General features: G+C 64.3%; 15 protein-coding genes and 2 pseudogenes. 7 read left to right on the top strand and 10 right to left on the bottom strand.

The window, feature by feature from the left end; all coding sequences use genetic code 11:
- Nucleotides 1-143 precede the first annotated feature (143 nt).
- From EHH60_RS07565 to EHH60_RS07550, 3 genes and pseudogenes are all read right to left on the bottom strand, one after another.
- Nucleotides 144-1,210, bottom strand: a pseudogene (locus tag EHH60_RS07565) (linear amide C-N hydrolase).
- A 257-nt stretch (nt 1,211-1,467) separates the two neighbouring features.
- Nucleotides 1,468-2,478 (bottom strand): cytochrome d ubiquinol oxidase subunit II, encoded by a 1,011-nt coding sequence (gene cydB, locus EHH60_RS07555; RefSeq protein ID WP_124158822.1) that lies wholly within the window; start codon nt 2,476-2,478, stop codon nt 1,468-1,470.
- On the bottom strand, nt 2,475-3,923 hold the full coding sequence (locus EHH60_RS07550; protein WP_124158821.1) for a cytochrome ubiquinol oxidase subunit I: 1,449 nt from the start codon (nt 3,921-3,923) through the stop codon (nt 2,475-2,477). The genes cydB and EHH60_RS07550 overlap by 4 nt, the downstream gene beginning before the upstream one ends.
- A 188-nt stretch (nt 3,924-4,111) precedes the next feature.
- Here EHH60_RS07550 and EHH60_RS37975 point away from each other — a divergent pair.
- A pseudogene (locus EHH60_RS37975) lies at nt 4,112-4,204 on the top strand (NADP oxidoreductase coenzyme); the annotation flags it as partial.
- 27 nt (nt 4,205-4,231) lie between these two features.
- Here the strand turns inward: EHH60_RS37975 and EHH60_RS07540 are convergent.
- On the bottom strand, nt 4,232-4,885 hold the full coding sequence (locus EHH60_RS07540) for a glutathione S-transferase (protein ID WP_124159072.1): 654 nt from the start codon (nt 4,883-4,885) through the stop codon (nt 4,232-4,234).
- Between the two features lie 114 nt (nt 4,886-4,999).
- On the opposite strand from EHH60_RS07540, the gene EHH60_RS07535 reads away from it, so the two are divergent.
- Nucleotides 5,000-5,563, top strand: coding sequence for a TetR/AcrR family transcriptional regulator (locus EHH60_RS07535; RefSeq protein ID WP_124158820.1), 564 nt, complete (start codon nt 5,000-5,002; stop codon nt 5,561-5,563).
- Between the two features lie 36 nt (nt 5,564-5,599).
- Here EHH60_RS07535 and guaA read toward each other — a convergent pair whose 3' ends face one another.
- Nucleotides 5,600-7,198, bottom strand: a complete 1,599-nt coding sequence (guaA, locus tag EHH60_RS07530; RefSeq protein ID WP_124158819.1) for a glutamine-hydrolyzing GMP synthase — start codon at nt 7,196-7,198, stop codon at nt 5,600-5,602.
- A 145-nt stretch (nt 7,199-7,343) separates the two neighbouring features.
- Here guaA and EHH60_RS07525 point away from each other — a divergent pair, with 145 nt between their 5' ends.
- On the top strand, nt 7,344-7,715 hold the full coding sequence (locus EHH60_RS07525; RefSeq protein ID WP_124158818.1) for a nuclear transport factor 2 family protein: 372 nt from the start codon (nt 7,344-7,346) through the stop codon (nt 7,713-7,715).
- Nucleotides 7,716-7,733: 18 nt separating this feature from the next.
- On the opposite strand, the gene EHH60_RS07520 is transcribed toward EHH60_RS07525, so the two are convergent.
- The gene (locus EHH60_RS07520) at nt 7,734-8,186 is read right to left on the bottom strand and encodes a winged helix-turn-helix transcriptional regulator (protein ID WP_124158817.1); all 453 of its coding nucleotides are present in this window, start codon (nt 8,184-8,186) and stop codon (nt 7,734-7,736) included.
- A 95-nt stretch (nt 8,187-8,281) separates the two neighbouring features.
- Here EHH60_RS07520 and EHH60_RS07515 point away from each other — a divergent pair, with 95 nt between their 5' ends.
- From EHH60_RS07515 to EHH60_RS07505, 3 genes are all read left to right on the top strand, one after another.
- Nucleotides 8,282-9,544, top strand: coding sequence for an MFS transporter (locus EHH60_RS07515; protein WP_124158816.1), 1,263 nt, complete (start codon nt 8,282-8,284; stop codon nt 9,542-9,544).
- 65 nt (nt 9,545-9,609) lie between these two features.
- On the top strand, nt 9,610-9,942 hold the full coding sequence (locus tag EHH60_RS07510) for a DHCW motif cupin fold protein (RefSeq protein ID WP_124158815.1): 333 nt from the start codon (nt 9,610-9,612) through the stop codon (nt 9,940-9,942).
- A gap of 258 nt (nt 9,943-10,200) precedes the next feature.
- Entirely contained in the window at nt 10,201-10,410 is a 210-nt protein-coding gene (locus tag EHH60_RS07505; protein ID WP_015686739.1) for a cold-shock protein, read from the top strand.
- A gap of 119 nt (nt 10,411-10,529) precedes the next feature.
- Here the strand turns inward: EHH60_RS07505 and EHH60_RS07500 are convergent, their stop codons facing one another.
- Complete coding sequence (locus EHH60_RS07500; protein WP_124158814.1) at nt 10,530-11,831, bottom strand: RsmB/NOP family class I SAM-dependent RNA methyltransferase; 1,302 nt, start codon at nt 11,829-11,831, stop codon at nt 10,530-10,532.
- Between the two features lie 27 nt (nt 11,832-11,858).
- Nucleotides 11,859-12,281 carry an MAPEG family protein gene (locus EHH60_RS07495; RefSeq protein ID WP_124158813.1) on the bottom strand — a complete coding sequence of 141 codons (423 nt, stop codon included), beginning with the start codon at nt 12,279-12,281 and terminating at the stop codon, nt 11,859-11,861.
- A 288-nt stretch (nt 12,282-12,569) separates the two neighbouring features.
- On the opposite strand from EHH60_RS07495, the gene EHH60_RS07485 reads away from it, so the two are divergent.
- Nucleotides 12,570-13,412, top strand: a complete 843-nt coding sequence (locus tag EHH60_RS07485; RefSeq protein ID WP_124158812.1) for a metallophosphoesterase family protein — start codon at nt 12,570-12,572, stop codon at nt 13,410-13,412.
- A gap of 14 nt (nt 13,413-13,426) precedes the next feature.
- On the opposite strand, the gene EHH60_RS07480 is transcribed toward EHH60_RS07485, so the two are convergent.
- Both EHH60_RS07480 and curA read right to left on the bottom strand, forming a co-directional pair.
- On the bottom strand, nt 13,427-13,723 hold the full coding sequence (locus EHH60_RS07480; protein ID WP_124158811.1) for a hypothetical protein: 297 nt from the start codon (nt 13,721-13,723) through the stop codon (nt 13,427-13,429).
- Nucleotides 13,724-13,875: 152 nt separating this feature from the next.
- Nucleotides 13,876-14,898: an NADPH-dependent curcumin/dihydrocurcumin reductase gene (curA, locus tag EHH60_RS07475; protein ID WP_124158810.1), complete on the bottom strand. Its 1,023-nt coding sequence runs from the start codon at nt 14,896-14,898 to the stop codon at nt 13,876-13,878.
- Nucleotides 14,899-14,960: the final 62 nt, after the last annotated feature.

The raw sequence follows: 14,960 nt of genomic DNA, 5'->3' as shown, positions 1-14,960 counted from the left end.
CGTGACGGACATCCGACGTTTATGCCGGGGGGCTAAGCGCGGTCAGGACGGCGGCAACGCGAAGGGCCTGGCCCCGCCAGGCACAGCGCTAACGGCCAGAAATCCCATTGGCCTCGTCGTAACGCCGTCGCGGCGGGTGATGCTCACATCGGCAGACCCAGGAACTTGAATGGCTCAGCCTCCTGGAAATTCGTGGTCGCATCGCCGGCAAAGGTACGCGACTGTTCGGGCCCGAGATCGAGCTTCTTCACATTTCCCTTCTCGGGTGAGAAATCGATTCCCTTGAGATCCACCCAGAATACATTCGGGGTCAGCACGGATTCGAAGAAGTACAGCTTGCGCTGATGGTCGGCGACGGTGCGCCACCGGGTCGAGGAAATGTTCGGTTGATCCGAGGTTGAAATGCCGAACGGCACGGACACGTTGCGGATCACGCTGAAGACGCTGGCCAAAGCGCGGTCGGGATTTTCGTCTTTCGGAATCGCATTGACGTAGAAGGACGCGCGCGCGAACCGATCTGCGGCGCGATTCGTGCCCGGCAGCATCACCGTGCCGCCGATCTCCTTCCAATATTCGTTCAGCGCCAGCTGCTGTTCGAAGGTCGGGGAATTGGTCATCACCTGGTACTTGCGATCGTGATGGATGACCGGCCGGCCATTGATGTATTCGACGATCGCGCTGTCACCCGTGGCGTCCGAAAGAGACAGGTGAAGCGTGGCGAGCAATTTCTGTCCGGGCACGTTGTCGGTGACGATCGTGAATGGATCCGTCTCGAGCACCGCAACCGCGTCCTGAACGGTGGCGAAATTGTCGAGCACGTATTGGGCCCAGGCGGCGATGGACAGGCCTGGCTTGCCGGGATCGAACTTCGGGTATTCGGACTCGGTGAGCCAGAGGACGTTGGCGACCAGTCCCGCCTCGTTCATGCCGTCCGACGTCGAAACGTCGTAGGCGGAGGCAACAACGCTGCCGAATTTGGACGTCCATTCAGCGAGTTCGGCCCGACCTCCCCGCTGCGCGCCATGCCTCTCGGGAAGATCCAGAGATTGGTCGGCATCTCAAAGCGCCAGTCCATCGACCGCGCAGTGACGACCTGATTGTTGGCGCCGAGATAGACCAGCCGCGTACAAGCGAGCGAGAGCGATGGCGCGATGGCGATCACAGCCACCAGGCTCGCCGAGAAAATGCGCGATAGGGCCAGACTCTTCATTGTCATCGACCTCGCAACGCCGCTTGAACCGACCGGAACACGCTACCTGCTTCGAGGATCGTCACAATGACGTAGGTCAAAGTCCGTTCTGCTCGCGTTCCTTGCCGCGGCTTCCACACGCCAATCGATCGGCAGCTTCTACCCCGCCTTCAGCAGCCATCGGATCGGCATTGCAATCGCCAGCAGCGTGATCACACCTGCCGCCCACAGCGCCACGAACCATAACAGCTGCCTCCAGGGTCGAGACACTCGCAGCATCAGTGATACCCCTCACCGTGCCGCACCTTGCCGCGAAATATCCAGTAGACGTAACTGGTATAGACAAGGATCACCGGCACCAGCACCGCCGCGCCGACGAGCAGGAACAACTGGCTGCTGGGATGCGTGGCTGCCTGCCAGATCGTGATGGAGGGCGGCACGATCATCGGCCACATGCTGATGCCAAGCCCGATATAGGAAAGCACGAAAAAGCCAAGCGCGCACAGGAACGGCACCCCATCCTCGCCCTTGCCGAGCGCGCGGTGAAAGCGCCATGCCAGCAGCGCCAGGAGAACTGGCACAGGCGCTGCGTAAAGCATGTTTGGCAGCGTCAGCCATCGCGCGCGGAACGGCGGGCTTTGGATGACCATCATCACCGATATGAGGGCGATGAATCCGAGCGTCGCGAAGCCGAGAACGCGTGCATAGCTGCGGCAGCGTGCCTGAAGCGCGCCGTCGGTCTTCCAGATCAGCCAGCACGCGCCGAGCAGGCCATAGCCGACGACGAGGGCAACACCGGTCAGAACCGAGAAAGGCGTCAGCCAATCCCACCAGCCGCCGGCGTAGGCACGCCCCTCCACGCGAATGCCCTGCACGATGGCGCCGAGGCAGACGCCCTGGAGGAAAGCGGCGGCAAAGCTGCCCCACGAGAAGGCGCGGTCCCACCATAGCTCACCGGCGGAAGTCCGCGCCCGAAACCGCATCTCGAAGGCCACCCCGCGAAACACCAATGCGAGCAGCATCAGAATGAGCGGCATGTAGAGCGCAGGAAAAATCGTCGCGTAGGCCAAAGGAAACACAGCGAACAATCCGCCGCCCCCCAGGACGAGCCAGGTTTCGTTGCCATCCCAGACTGGCGCCACGGAATTGACCATGACATCGCGGTCGGCTCTCGCCGCCTCGGCCGGAAACAGGATGCCCACGCCAAGGTCGAAGCCGTCCATCAACACGTAGAGCAACACGGCCGTGGCGATCAGCAGGGCCCAGATCAGTGTGAGATCGATGCTCATGGCCTGATCCCCGCTTGCCGCGGCTCTGCTCTGTGCGTCTCCGGCGCCAGGTCTATCAAGGCTGGCGCCGGCGTAATGCCGGCGGTGCGGACCGGCTGGCCCTGTGGCGGTCCGTGCTCGCCGGCTTCAGGCGTCTGGCGGAAGAGATGAAACAGATAGGCGATACCTGCGCCGAACACGACGAAGTACACGACGACGAATGCGGCGAGCGATGCGGCGACCGCCGGCGCGGCGATCGGCGAGATGCTATCGGCGGTCCTCAGGAGTCCATAAACGGTGAAAGGCTGTCGTCCGGCCTCTGTCACCGTCCATCCGGCGGTCACCGCGATCAGCCCGGACGGCCCCATGGCCACGGCAAAGCGGTGGAGCCATGGCGCGTCATAGAGCCTGTTGCGCCGACGCAGCCACAGCGACGCCATGCCCAGCACGATCATCAAAACCCCCAGACCGACCATGATGCGGAACGCCCAGAAGACGAGTGGGATATTGGTCGGCCATGTATCTTTCGGGAAAGCCTTGAGTCCCTTGACCTCTCCATCAAGGCTGTGCGTGAGGTAAAGACTCGCGAAGGCGGGAATGGCAATCTGGCCGCGAGTCACGCCGGCATCGGCATCCGGCATGCCGAACAGGATGGAAGGCGCGCGGCGCTCGGTTTCGAAGTGACCTTCCATGGCGGCGACCTTGGTGGGCTGGTGGTGGTACGAATTCACGCCATGCAGATCGCCGATCAGGAGCTGCAGCGGGGCCACGATCGCGGCCATCCACATCGCCATCGAAAACATGATGCGAGCGCGTTCGTTCATCCTGTCCCGCAGGAGATGCCAGGCGCCCACGGCGCCCACGATCATCGCAGTCGTCAGGTAAGCCGCCGTGACCGTATGGGCGAAACGGTAGGGGAACGACGGATTGAAGATGATCGCGAGCCAGCTGTCGGGAATGAACTGTCCGTCCGGACTCGTCGCATGTCCCACCGGCGTTTGCATCCAGGAATTGGCCGCCAGAATCCAGAAGGCCGAGAGCAAGGTGCCGCCCGCGACGAAGCAGGTCGCGACAAAATGCAGGCGCGGACCAACGCGGCCAAGGCCGAACAGCATGACCCCGAGAAAGCCGGCCTCCAGAAAGAATGCCGTCAGCACCTCATAGCCAAGGAGCGGCCCCAGAACCGGTGATGTCTTGTCGGCAAACACGGACCAGTTCGTCCCGAACTGGTATGACATGACCAGACCGGACACGACGCCCATGGCGAAGGCGACGGCGAAGATCTTCAGCCAATAGCGATAGGTATCGAGATAGGCGCCGCGGCCCGTCCACAACCACAGACCTTCGAGCACCGCAAGATAGCTCGCCAGCCCGATCGTGAAGGCCGGAAACAGGAAGTGCCAGACCACCGTGAAGGCGAACTGAAACCGCGCAAGATTCAACGCGCTGGGCAGTAAGTCGGACATAGCTCCGCCCCCGACATCAATTGCGGCCCACAGCTAACGCTTTCAACCTGCGGTGGTTCCAGCTGCCTCGATCATCTGACGTCGAGGGCTTGAGCGTTCTGCGGGCACTGTCCCTGGACGATATCGTTGGCACAATACGGTCTCAATATGCCTGAATGTCCTACCCCGCGGTCTGCAGCCGACGAGCTGCGAGTGCACTCGAGGCCGGCACAAACTTCTTGGCGGTCCCGTTCGGGGAGCATCGCGATGTTGCGAAGGCTCTGCCGAGTTGGGAAGGCAAGATCCGCCCTTGCGCAAGACGATCTCAATCAAGATGCCTTGGTCGGCTCGGACATTGTTATCCGGTTTTTGACGCTCGGACGCTCCTGCATCCTTGCATACCATGCCAAGAGAGCCTCGCACTCCACCGGCACCGGCACGCTCACGAGTCCCGCGAAGATCAAGCCGCCTATGAGGGTGATATCGGCCATCGTGAACGCCTCGCCGGCGACGAACGGCTGTTCTTTCAGAATGCCGTCAAAGTAGTGCATCCCCCTGAGCGCCTTGTCGCGCTGGCGGAATCCCCATTCGGGATTCTGATAGATCTCGACATGAGGCCCAAGGCCCGGCGTGGCGTGGTGGAAATAGACACTGATAGCGTCGAGCAGCTCCAGTTCGGCGCGCTTGCTCATCATGTGAATCACGCCCTTTTCGCGCGGGGTCCTGCCGGTCAGCGTCGGCGCGCCATCGAGCGCATCAAGGTACTCGGTAATTGCCGTGCACTCGCCAATGAAGGTCCCGTCGTCGAGTTCGAGCACCGGCAGGGTGCCGGAGTAGTTCTTGGCGAGGAATTCGGGCGTCTTGTGCTCGCCCTTGTAGAGATCGACCAATACGAACTGCACGTGCGACGACAGGTTCTTCTCGGCCAAGGCGATGCGAACGCGGGCCGGATATGGTCCAGTTGGCCAATCATAAATCTTCATCACGACTCCTATCTTGTCTACCTGTCACTTGGTAGGCCCGATATGAAGTCTTCCAATTCGGCGGGTCAAGCCCTACCTGTCACTTGGTAGATAACGAAGCAGTGAGACGACGAAGTGAGTTCAAGCGCTCGGGAAGCCATCTTGGCGGCAGCAAAGCGGACCGCGCAGGCGCACGGTTATGGCGGCCTGAATTTCCGCGATCTCGCGGGCGAGGTCGGGATCAAGGCCGCCAGCATCTACCACCATTTCCCAAGCAAGGCCGATCTCGGCGTGGCCGTCGCACGGCGCTACTGGGAGGACACCGCCGCCCAACTCGAGGCGATGCTGGCAGAAACCGCCGATCCTGCGCGCTGCCTGCGTCGATATCCCGATGTGTTTCGCAAAGCGCTCGAGAACGACAATCGCATGTGCCTCTGCAGCTTCATGTCCGCGGAAATCGAGGACCTGCCGGGCGCAGTGAAGAAGGAGGTCCAGACATTTGCCGACGTCAACGTGGCGTGGCTGAGCAAGCTGTTGGTGGCTGCGGGCGTGGTCAGTTCGAGAAAGAGCGAACAGCGGGCTCGCGCCATTTTCGCCGCCATCGCCGGCGCGCAGCTGATGGCAAGGAGCCGCTCCGATATTTCGCTCTACGACACGACGATCGACAACTATCGCGCCGCGGGTCTGCTGCCGGCGTAGATGGTGCCGACATCAGACCGCTGGGGCGGCGACGCCCTACTCCCACTCGATCGTCCCAGGTGGCTTGCTGGTCACGTCATACACCACCCGGTTCACGCCCTTCACCTCGTTGATGATGCGCGTCGCGGTCTCGCCTAGGAACTTCATGTCGAACTGGTAGAAGTCCGCGGTCATGCCGTCGGTGGAGGTGACGGCGCGGAGGCCCACGACGTAGTCGTAGGTGCGGCCGTCGCCCATGACGCCGACGGTTTTCACCGGGAGCAGCACGGCGAAGGCCTGCCAGATCTCGTCGTAGAGGCCGTGCTTCCTGATCTGGTCGATGTAGACGGCGTCCGCCTTGCGCAGGATGTCGAGCTTGTCGCGGGTGATCTCGCCGGGGCAGCGGATGGCGAGGCCCGGGCCCGGGAACGGGTGGCGGCCGACGAAGATTTCGGGGAGGCCGAGCTCGCGGCCGAGCTTGCGCACCTCGTCCTTGAACAGCTCGCGCAGGGGCTCGACGAGCTTCATGTTCATGCGCTCGGGCAGGCCGCCGACATTGTGGTGCGACTTGATGGTGACGGAAGGCCCGCCGGTGAAGGAGACGCTCTCGATCACGTCGGGATAGAGCGTGCCCTGCGCGAGGAAGTCGGCGCCGCCGATCTTCTTGGCCTCGGCCTCGAACACCTCGATGAAGAGACGGCCGATGGTCTTGCGCTTGGCTTCGGGGTCGGTGACGCCTTCGAGCTCGCCGAGGAACTGCTTCGATGCATCCACGTGCACGAGCGGGATGTTATAGTGGTGACGGAACAGGTCGACGACCTGCTCGGCCTCGTTGAGGCGCATCAATCCGTGATCGACGAAGACACAGGTGAGCTGGTCGCCGATGGCCTCGTGGATCAGCACGGCCGCAACGGCCGAATCGACGCCGCCGGAGAGGCCGCAGATCACCCTGCCCTTGCCGACCTGCGCGCGGATCTTGGCGATCTCCTCCTCGCGGAAGGCGCGCATGGTCCAGTCGCCGGTGAGGCCGGCGATCTTGCGCACGAAGTTGCGGATGAGTTTCGCGCCGTCGGGCGTGTGCACCACTTCGGGGTGGAACATCAGGCCGTAATATTTGCGCGTCTCGTCCTGGATGATCGCGAACGGGGCGTTCGGCGAGGTGCCGGCGACGGAGAAGCCCGGCGGCATCCTGGTGATGCGATCGCCATGGCTCATCCAGACCTGGTTCTTGCTGCCGGAGGACCAGACATCCTCGAACAGCTTGCTCTCAGCCTTCACCTCGACGTCGGCGCGGCCGAACTCGCGGTGATGACCGCCCTCGACCTCGCCGCCCAGCTGGGCCGCCATGGTCATCTGGCCGTAGCAGATGCCCATCACGGGCACGCCGGAGGCGAATATCAATTGCGGCGCGCGGGGCGAGCCGGCCTCGTGCACCGATTCCGGGCCGCCGGACAGGATCACCGCTTTCGGTTTCATCTCCTCGAAGGCGGCTTCGGCCTTGTTGAACGGGACGATCTCGCAATAGACGCCGTCCTCGCGCACGCGACGCGCGATCAGCTGCGTCACCTGGCTGCCGAAGTCGACGATGAGAATCTTGTCGTGCGCCGAGGCCACCGGGGGCGTCGACGCGGAGCGGTCGTTCTGTGCTGCTGTCATGGCCAGCAGATACGCTGGCGCGGCCCGGGCCGCAACCGCGCACGGGGCGCGCCCACATGCTTCTTTGGGCATGGACAAATGGATATAGGTCAGTAATATTGACCTATTATATTCGCCCTCAAGAGGGCCCATCAGGGAGAACGTCATGCCGCAGCATCATCCACCGTCAATGCTGGCCGCGCTCGGCCGCACCTGGGTCGAGGCCTGGAACGCGCGCGATCTCGAGCGCGTGCTTGCGCTCTATGACGAGGCGGCCGTGATGACCTCGGACCGCATCCCCGCGATGGGGTTCGACGCCAGCGGAACGTTGCGCGGCAAGGAGAGCTTGCGCGCCTATTGGGGCAAGGCGCTGGGGCTGCTGCCGGAGCTGCACTTTTCGCTGATCGATGTGTTCGTCAGTCCCGACAGCGTGGTGGTGTTCTACGAGAACGAGCGGGGGAAGAAGATCTGCGAATATCTGCGGGTGAACGACGCCGGGCTGATCGTGCAGGGCTCGGCGAATCATTTGCCCCATTGATCCGTCTGCGCCGCGCCATCAGCGCTTGCGCGCGCCGACCTTTCGCACCTTCGTTTCGGACCACGTGAGCGGCCGCCCGGTTCGCGACGGCAGCACCAGTTGCCCGACCGGCTGGCCTGCCTGGTCCACCAGGTCGGAATGCGCCTCGCCGCGCGCATAGAGATGCGCCTCGCCCCATTGGCGCAAACCGACGATGACAGGAAACAAGTCGTGTCCCCGCCGCGTCAGCGCGTATTCCTGATACGCGCTGCCGTCGGAAGCCGGAACCAGCTCGAGCACGTCGAGTTCGACCAGCTTGCGCAGGCGCGTGCTGAGCATGCCCTTGGCAATGCCGAGGTTCTTCTGGAAATCGCCGAACCGGCGCAGCCCGTCGAAGGCATCGCGCACGATCAGGAGCGACCACCAGTCGCCGATTGCATCGAGCGCGCGCGCCACCGGGCAGTCGGCCTCGGAAAAACCAGTCCGCTTCATGCTCCCACTCCAATCTGGTTCTAAAATAAGACTAGACAACGCCGCACGCAACTGGTCCTATGATAAGACTAGATAGGCCGTGCGGGAGATAACGGATGACGAACAATGACCTCGCCAGAGGCAACCCGAAGACTGGTGCCGGGCCGGCCGGGCACGGGCTTTCTTCCGCGATGGCGCTGCTGCTCGCGCTGGCTTGCGGCCTCAGCGTCGCCAACATCTACTTCGCCCAGCCACTGCTCGATGCGATGGCCGAGGACCTCGGCATCGCTCCCGCGGCGATCGGCATGGTCGTGACCTTCACGCAGATCGGCTACGCCCTCGGCCTGATCCTGATCGTGCCGCTCGGCGACCTCTGGGATCGCCGGCGCCTGATCGCCGGCCAGATTGCACTCTCAGCGACCGGCCTCGTGGTCGTCGGCACCGCATCGCACACCGCGGTCCTGCTCGCGGGACTGACGCTGGTCGGCGTGCTTGCCGTCGTCGTGCAAATCCTCGTCGCCTTTGCCGCGACGCTCGCGACGCCGGACGGCCGGGGCCGCGCCATCGGGACAGTGACCAGCGGCGTCGTCGGGGGAATCCTGCTTGCGCGCTTCGCCTCGGGCGCGCTGGCCGATATCGGCGGCTGGCGCACGGTCTACCTGGTTTCGGCCGGCCTCATGCTCGCCATGGCCATCCTGCTGTTGCGAGTCCTGCCCCGCGGTCCGCACGCGGCCATGGCCGGCTCGTCGTATCTGTCGCTGTTGCGCTCGACGGCGGCGCTGTTCGCCGAGGAGCCGATCCTGCGCGACCGCGCCCTGTTCGCGTTCCTGATCTTTGCCGATCTCAACGTGTTCTGGACCTCGATCGTGCTGCCGCTTTCGGCGCCCCCTTTCACGCTGTCGCACACGGCGATCGGACTGCTCGGGGTCGCCGGCTTCGCCGGAGCGCTCGGTGCGCGCAATGCCGGCCGTCTCGCCGACCTCGGATGGGCCCAACGCACCACCGGACTGTCGCTGATGCTGATGCTCGCCGCTTGGGGCGCGATCGCCTGCCTGCATGTCTCGCTCTGGTTCGTCGTCGCAGGCGTGATCATGCTGGATCTCGGGCTGCAGGCCGTGCATGTGACCAGCCAGAGCCTGATTGTGGCCGCCCGTCCCGACGCAGCAAGCAGGCTGGTCGGGGGCTACATGGTGTTCTACTCGATCGGCAGCGCGGCCGGCGGAATCGCGGCAACCATGGTGTATGCGATGATGGGCTGGGGCGGCGTTTGCATGCTGGGCTCCGGCATCAGCGCCGCCGCTCTGCTGGTCTGGGTCATCAACGCGAGCAGGCTGCAAGAGGCGGCCGGCTGTGCGCTGACGCCCTCGCCGCCCAGGTAAAGTGCACGACCAGGAAACCGGCATAGGCTACCAAGCGATGCACCGCATCAAGGCAGGATCCTTCCATGAAACTCCCCAGCTCCCCCTTTACCGTCACCGACTGGAGCCGGATCGAGGCAACCACGCATCCCGGCGAGACCGGTGAGGCCAGGTGGCGCACGCTCAACATCGGCGATCTCCGGGTGCGGATGGTGGAATATTCGCCGGGCTATCTCGCCGATCATTGGTGCGATCGCGGCCACGTGCTCTACGTGCTGAAGGGCGAGCTCGACTCCGAGCTGCGCGACGGGCGCAAATTCAAGCTGACGGCAGGCATGAGCTACCAGGTCTCGGATTTCGGCGACGCCGCGCACCGGTCCTCGACGGCCACCGGCGCCACGCTATTCATCGTGGACTGACGCGCCGGACGGTTTATTTGCACCGCAAAATAGCAAAGAGGCGCGACATCCCGAACCACGGGTGATGCCTTGAAGTGGCCCCAAATTCTCGCTATATTGTGATCATCGATACTTGGCCGAACGACTGGGCCGCTTCGCTTCGTTACAGACGGGCGCGCACGCTTCAGATGACTTCTCCAAAAATCGACTGAACAGGATCATGGGCGCAGCGACGCGTACCGGTCCGCGTGCGTACCATCTCTAACAAAGGAAATACCCATGGCTATGGGCACCGTGAAGTGGTTCAACACCCAAAAGGGTTATGGTTTCATCCAGCCGGACGACGGCCAGAAGGACGTGTTCGTGCACATCAGCGCGGTCGAGCGCGCCGGCCTCTCCACCCTCAACGAGGGCCAGAAGGTCTCGTTCGACATCGTCGCCGATCGCCGCAGCGGCAAGTCGTCGGCTGACAATCTCCGCGTCGGCTAATAGCCCACGCAGTAGCGCTTCTGACCACGGACGTACCGGCAGAAGCGCCAGAGTTAGAAAGCCCCGCGACCGGGATCCGGTCCGCGGGGCTTTTGTTTGCCCCGGAATGACGGCCTTGATCAGGCCGTCTTCCGCAGCACCGAGACGAAAAACCCATCCGTGCCGGTCCGTCGCGGTGTCATCAGCCAGCCCTCGGGCGATTGCAGCGCGGCGTCCGCGAAGGCCTCCGCCTTGTCCCAGAGCACGCTGGCGGTCTGCTCCGGAGGCACGACCGCGAATTCTGGATGACGCGCGACGAACGCCCTCACCTGCTCGCCGTTCTCTTCCGCCAGCACCGAGCAGGTGATGTAGGCGATGCGGCCGCCTGGCTTCACCAGCGGCACCGCACGCGCGAGCACCTCGGCCTGGTCGCGCCGGCGGATCTCCAGCGCGCCCGGGCGCATCCGCCATTTGGCATCGGGGTTGCGACGCCAGGTGCCGGTTCCCGTGCAGGGGGCGTCGATCACGACGAGGTCGGCCGAGGCGCGAATGTCCGCCAGCGGATCGGCCTCGCCCTTGGGCGTGCGAACGTCGGCATTGTGGACGCCGGCGCGCGACAGCCGCTCGTGGATCGGGGCGAGCTGGCGCTTGTCGCTGTCGGTCGCGATCAGCCGTCCCTTGCCCTGCAACATGGCCGCGAGCGCCAGCGTCTTGCCGCCGGCGCCGGCGCAGAGATCGATCACCTGCTCGCCGGGTTTTGCCGCGGTAAACTGTGCCGCAAGCTGCGATCCTTCATCCTGCACTTCAATGGCGCCCTTGATGAAAGCCTCTTCCGCCTGGATGCCGGGATTGCGCGCATCGGCCGAAAGCTCGATGCGCAGGCCCGTTGCCGACCACGGCGTCGGTTTCGCATGAAGATGAGCAAGCGTGTGCAGCACCTTGTCGCGATTGGACTTTAGCGTGTTGACGCGCAAATCGAGCGGCGCCCGGCTCGCCATCGCGGCGGCTTCCGCCGCGCGGTCGTCACCGAACACTTTTGCCAGATGCGGATCGAGCCATTCGGGATAGTCGCCGGCGACCGCGGCCGGCGCGTCCTCGAGGGAGCGCGCTGCGAGCGCGGCCTGCTCGGCCTCGGTCAGCGGCGGCGGCGCGAACCGGCTGCCGTCGAACAGCGCGGCCATGGTGGCCGTGTCCATATTGCGCTCGAGGCGGAGCATGCCGATCAGCCGCGCCCGCGCGGTATCGGAATCCATCAGGAACGCGCTCGAGGCGTAGCGGCGCAGCACGTCCCAGACGAGACCGGCGATCGCGGCGCGGTCGCCCGAGCCGGCGAAGCGGTGCGCGGTGCCCCACTCCTTGAGCGCCTTGGCCGCGGGCACGCGGTCCCTCTCGATGGTGTCGATCAGTTCGATGGCTGCGGACAGCCGGGCAGCGGGGGTCATTTGAATTCTTTCAAGCGGCGCAAGCGCCTAGATCAGCAGCAAAAGCTTCAGCGCGAAATACAACCACATCGCCAGCAGCACCAGCACACCGGCAAGCCAGACGGTGGAGCGCCGGCCCAGATCGTTCGAGGACACGAAGATCCCGGCATGGGCAAAGCGCGTCACGACGAACACCCAGGACATCAACACGATGAAGAGATCGGCGCGGCGCAAGGGCAATGCCAGCGCGATCAGGACGTAGAACAGCACCGGCAGCTCGAACTGGTTGCGGTAGCAATTGGCGATTTGGGTGGCGCCCTTCGGCCAGTTCGGCTCGCCCAGCGCGATGTCGCGAATCCTGGTTTCGCCGGAGACCAGCGTCTTGCGGCGCGCGACGACCATCCCGATCAGAAGCGCGAAGGTGAGAGCGACCTGCACGAAAACCGGCAGCAAGACCATTTGGACGGACATCGGAACTTTCCCGGCGGGCGGACTGTCTCCGACCGTCATTAGCCGCGCCTTCCGGCGCTGACAATGAACGACTTGAACCGGCGTTCCCGGCCTTGCGGCCAATCACCGATAGCCAAAGCGATTTCGGCCCCTGGCATCTCGCCGACCGCATCGCCTCGCCGCTCGCCGGCACCCCTCGCCCCGTAGGACGGCTACACGATCCGCTACCGCGTGCTTTAAACTTTGTTCGCTGCGATCCATGCCCGCGCCGTCATCGTTCCGACGCGCGACGACGGGTAGGATGATCGCATGCCCGAATTTCGCCTGACCCAGATTTCCGACACCCATCTCGGCCGGCGCTTTCCCGGCCTGATCGCCAACTTCCACCGCATCAGCGAGCACATCGACGCCGGCAGGCCGGATTTCGTCGTCAACACCGGCGACGTCTCGTTCGACGGGCCGGCCGGCCGCGACGACGTCGAATTCGCGAAAGGCCTGCACGACGCCCTGCCCGTCGCCTGCCGCTACCTGCCCGGCAATCACGACATCGGCGACAATCCGACCGCGATCGGGCCGGCGCCGAAGCCGCCGGTCAGCCCGGCTCACCGCCGGCAATTCTGCGACATCATCGGCGAAGACCATTGGTCGTTCGAGGCCGCGGGCTGGCGCTTCATCGGCCTCAACTCGCTGGTGATGAATTCGGGGCTTGGCTTCGAGGCCGAGCAATTCGACTGGCTCGCCTCCGAGATATCGCGCACGCACGGCAGGCCGGTCGCGCTGTTCCTGCACAAGCCGCTGTTTCTCAACCTGCCCGACGACCCCGAGACGCCGGAGACCGCGATCCGCTATGTGCCGCAGCCGGCACGAGCGCGGCTGATCGAGATGTTCGGAAAGGTCGACCTGCGTCTCATCGCCAGCGGTCACGTGCATCAGCGCCGCGACTTCACCTTCCGCCACACCCGCCACGTCTGGGCGCCATCGGCGGGTTTCGTCATCAACGATCGGCGCCAGGACCGGATCGCGATCAAGGAAGTCGGGCTCGTCGAGTACCGCTTCCAGCCCGACAATCTTGAGGTTCGTCACGTCCGCGCGGCGGGCCAGGTGGACGTCGACATCGAGGAGCTGCTCGCACAGATGGGCGGCGAGCATTAGCTCGCGACCGGTTCTCAGGCGACGCTCTTGAGATCCTGCTGGATCGCGGCGAGCAAGGATTGCAGCGCCTCGCTGTTCACTGGCTTGGCCGCCGGATCACTGGCGGGCGGATGCCCTGGAGCTTGCGCAACCTTGACCGGACGCTTCGGGAACGGCGGCGGCGCCGGCATCGCGGCTTGCGCGAAATCGCCTTCGTCGTCGACGTGAACGAACTTGCCATGGATGACGTCGTCGCGACGGCCCATGACGAACATGGTCGCCCAATAGGCGGCGGCCAGCACAATGACGCAGAAAATACCAATCTCTAACATCGCAACACCTGAAATATGCGCGATGATTCAATGCCTTCGTGGGCCCGTCAATCGATCGGCGTTCACACCTGCGGCTTTTGCGAGCAGGTGTGGCCGATCGGTGACTCTTTCTTAACCAACTCCGGCCTCTCCTGGGGACCGGAGGCGGCCGCTCAGGCCTTGTCCGGGCCGACCCGGACCAGCTGCTTGCCGAAATTGGCGCCCTTCAGGAGGCCCATGAAGGCAGCCGGCGCGCTCTCCAGGCCCTCGGTCACGAACTCCTTGTACTTGACCTTGCCCTCGCGAACCCAGATGGACATGTCGCGAAGGAAGTCGCCATGGCGCGCAGCAAAGTCGGAGACGATGAAGCCGCGGAAGGTGAGCCGCTTGGTGAGCGTTGCGCGCATCAGGGACGCGGCCCATTTCGGCGGCTTGGCCTCGGTGTCGTTGTAATGGGCGATCAGGCCGCAGACCGGCACGCGCGCGAACGGATTGAGCAGCGGGAACACGGCTTCGAACACCGCGCCGCCGACATTCTCGAAGTAGACGTCGATCCCGTTCGGGCAGGCCTCCTTGAGCCTGGCGGCGAGATCGGGATCGCGGTGATCGATACAGGCGTCGAAGCCGAGCTCCTTCACCACGTAGTCGCACTTGTCCTTGCCGCCGGCGATGCCGACCGCGCGTGCGCCCTTGATCTTGGCGATCTGGCCGACGGCCGAGCCGACCGCGCCGGAGGCGCCGGCAACGACGACGGTCTCGCCGGGTTGCGGCTTGCCGATGTCGAGCAGGCCCGTGTACGCCGTCATGCCGGGCATGCCGAGCACGCCGATCGAGGTCGAGATCGGCCCGAGCTTGGGATCGACCTTGATCAGGCCCTTGCCGTTCGAGATCGCATGCGTCTGCCAGCCGGAGCGGATGCGCACGATGTCGCCGACCGCGAAATCGGAATTGTTGGAGGCCGCGACCTCGCTGACCGCCTCGCCTTCCATCACCCCGCCGATCGGCACTGGTGCAGCGTAGGACGGCCCCTCGCTCATGCGCCCGCGCATATAGGGATCGAGCGACAGCCAGATCGTGCGCAGCAGGACTTCACCCTGCCCGGGCGTCGGAACTGCGAATTCCTCCAGGCGAAAATCAGACGGCTTGGGTTCGCCGACGGGACGCGCGGCGAGAACGATGCGTTTGGCTTGGGCCATGGCTTCCTCCACTTCTTTGTCTTTGCGAGCGAAGCGAAGCAATCCAGCCGCGTCAACATAAA

Origin of the sequence: Bradyrhizobium sp. RP6 (assembly GCF_003837805.1) — a bacterium.
In the GTDB taxonomy this organism is placed as follows: Bacteria; Pseudomonadota; Alphaproteobacteria; order Rhizobiales; family Xanthobacteraceae; genus Bradyrhizobium.
This window is presented reverse-complemented; position numbering and strand designations above follow the sequence as displayed.